This window comes from Mesorhizobium sp. M7A.F.Ca.CA.003.01.2.1 (assembly GCF_003998945.1).
GTDB classification, from domain to species: Bacteria; Pseudomonadota; Alphaproteobacteria; order Rhizobiales; family Rhizobiaceae; genus Mesorhizobium; species Mesorhizobium ciceri.
Genome location: NZ_RZRA01000783.1, coordinates 1 through 2,762, shown reverse-complemented (window position 1 = coordinate 2,762; position 2,762 = coordinate 1). Strand labels below are relative to the sequence as shown.

The window sequence follows — 2,762 nt, the reverse complement described above, 5'->3', positions numbered from 1 at the left end:
GGCCGACACGCTGCAGCGCCTCGGCGACGCGCGCCTTCAGGTTGTCGCCAAGACCATTCTGCTTCAAAGGCGCGGCGATAATGCTGGTAATGGTGCAGCGCGGGTTGAGCGACGACATCGGATCTTGAAAAATCATCTGCAGATTGCGCCGCAGCGGCCGCAGCTCCGCTTCCGGCAGATTGGTGATGTCGCGGCCGTCGAAGCGGATGCTGCCGGCGCTTGGCTCCAGCAGGCGCACCAAAGCGCGGCCGAGCGTCGACTTGCCCGAACCGGATTCGCCGACAATGCCGGTCACCGAGCCCCGCGGCAGGTCGAAGTCCAGGCCCTTCAGGATTTCGGCCAATGGCGCGCGGCCGATCAGTGGCTTGCGCGTCATGTCGGGCAGCGCGACCTTCAGCCCGCGCACGGAGAACAACGGTTCAACCATGCGGCCGCCTCCAGGCTTGGTCGGCGGCAGCGATCTCCGAAGCAAGTCCGGCCAGCACCGCCTCGTCCACCGGTCTTAGCGAGGCGAAAGGATCGGTGTAGCGTGGCGTCGCCGCGATCAGCGCCCGTGTGTAGGGGTGCTGCGGCGCGGCGAAGAGCGCTGCGGTCTCGGCCTCCTCCACCACCTTGCCGGCATAGAGCACCGAGACCCTCTGGCTGATCTTGGCGACGACGCCGAGATCATGGGTGACGAACAGGATCGCCGTGCCATGCTCGCGCTGCAACGCAGCGATCAGCCGCAGGATCTGCTTCTGCACGGTGACGTCGAGCGCCGTGGTCGGCTCGTCGGCGACGATCAGCCTTGGCTCCGCGGCGAAGGCGGCGGCGATCAGCACGCGCTGGCGCATGCCGCCGGACAGTTCGTGCGGATAGCTTTTGAGCACGCGGTCGGGGTCGCGGATCTGCACCTCGTCCAGCAACTGGCGAATGCGGGTATCGGCCTTCTCGCCACTCCAGCCGAGGATGCGCACCAGCCGGTCGGTCATCTGCGAGCCGATGCGGCGTGACGGGTTGAGAGCGGTCAGCGGGTCCTGCGGGATCAGCGCCGTGCATGCCCCGATCAGCGTGCGCCGTGCCTTGGGCGGCAACTTGCCGAGGTCTTCGCCCTCAAGCAACATATCGCCTTCGACGATGCGCACGCTCGACGGCAGCACACCAAGCACAGCCTTGCCGATCATCGTCTTGCCGGCGCCGCTTTCGCCGACCAACGCGCGGACCTCGCCGGGTTGGACGGAGAGCGACACCGAACGCAGCATGCGCTGGCCGTTGGGCAGCACGGCGCTCAGATTGGCGATGTCAAGGCAGACCGCGCTCATCGCAGCACCGGGTCGAAGCGCGTCTTCAACGCCTCGCCGAATTGGCTGAACGACAGCACGGTGAGGATGAGCGTGATCAGCGGGAACACCAGCACCCACCAGGCCTGATGGATCGACAGCCGGCCCTCGGCGATGATGCCGCCCCAGGTCGGGTCGTCGGTCGAGATCGACAGATTGACGAAGGACAGGATCGCCTCGACGATGACGGCGATGCCCATTTCCAGCGACAGCAGCGCCACGATTGACGGCACCACATTGGGCAGCACTTCGCGCAGCATGATGCCGATGCGGCCATAGCCGGCGATGCGGGCATTCTCGACATAATCCATGCGCGACTGGCCCATCGTCTCGGCACGGATCACCCGGCAGAAACGCGTCCAGTCGATGATGGCGATGGCCAGGATGACGGAACTCAAGCCTGTGCCGAGCACCGCAACCAAAAGGATGGCGAACAGCACCGGCGGAAATGCCATCCAGACATCGACGATGCGCGAGATGATGCGGTCGGCCCAGCCGCCGAAATAGCCGGCTATGAGCCCCAGCATCGAGCCGACCAGGCAGGCGGCGATGGCCGCGGCGAAAGCGACGATGAAGGCGATGCGGCCGCCGAAGATCAGCCGGGACAACAGATCGCGGCCGAGGCTGTCGGTGCCGAGCCAATAGCCGGGTTCGGCGCCGGCCATCCAGAACGGCGGCAACCGTTCCAGCATCAAATCCTGCGCCAGCGGATCCTGCGGCGCGACCAGCGGCGCGAAGATTGCCGCCAGAAGCGCCAGCAGCAGCCAACCGCCGGCAAGCCACAGACGCGGCGACACAGCTCGTCTTTGAGCGCGGCCCTCATCCATGGCGCAGCCTTGGATTGAGCAGCGCGTACATCATGTCGACGCTGAGGTTGATCAGCACGAACAGCAGCGCGAAGACCAGCACGATGCCCTGAATCAGCGGCAGGTCGCGGTTGATGACGGCGTCGATCGCCATGTTGCCGAGGCCTTCATAGGAAAACAGCCGTTCGACGATGACGGTGCCGCCGATGAGGAAGGTGAACTGCACGCCGACCAGCGTCAGCGTCGGCAGCGCGGCATTCTTCAGCGCTTCGCGCAGGATGACCTGTGTTTCCGAGAATCCCTTGACCCGCGCCAGCACGACGTAGTCGAGGTCGAGCACTTCCTTCAGCGACTGTTTCAGCAGCTGCGAGATGATCGCCGCCAGCGGCAGCGCCAGCGCCACGGCCGGCATCAGCATGTGTTTCAGCAGATCCCAGGTCAGGTCGAGGCGCAGACGAAGCAAGCTCTCGAACAGATAAAACTGGGTGACGAAGGGCAGGTCGAGCTGCGGCGACACCCGGCCGGAAATGTCGAAGATCGGCACCAGCACGCCGAACAGCAGGATCAGCACCAGGCCCCACAGGAAGTCGGGAATGGAAAGCGCCGCGCCGCTGGCGATGTCGATGCCGGCCTCGAC

The 2,762-nt window shown here is 65.5% G+C and carries 4 protein-coding genes; all 4 read right to left on the bottom strand.

Annotated elements, in window-relative coordinates; translation table 11 throughout:
- Positions 1 to 427, bottom strand: a 427-nt coding sequence (locus EN969_RS25475; protein WP_127419496.1) for an ATP-binding cassette domain-containing protein, incomplete at its 3' end; no start/stop codon positions are given.
- On the bottom strand, positions 420 to 1,301 hold the full coding sequence (locus tag EN969_RS25470; RefSeq protein ID WP_063169951.1) for an ABC transporter ATP-binding protein: 882 nt from the start codon (positions 1,299 to 1,301) through the stop codon (positions 420 to 422). The genes EN969_RS25470 and EN969_RS25475, both read right to left, overlap by 8 nt.
- The gene (locus EN969_RS25465) at positions 1,298 to 2,146 is read right to left on the bottom strand and encodes an ABC transporter permease (protein WP_013527973.1); all 849 of its coding nucleotides are present in this window, start codon (positions 2,144 to 2,146) and stop codon (positions 1,298 to 1,300) included. The genes EN969_RS25470 and EN969_RS25465 overlap by 4 nt, the downstream gene beginning before the upstream one ends.
- Positions 2,139 to 2,762, bottom strand: a 624-nt coding sequence (locus EN969_RS25460; protein WP_164758478.1) for an ABC transporter permease, incomplete at its 5' end; no start/stop codon positions are given. The genes EN969_RS25460 and EN969_RS25465, both read right to left, overlap by 8 nt.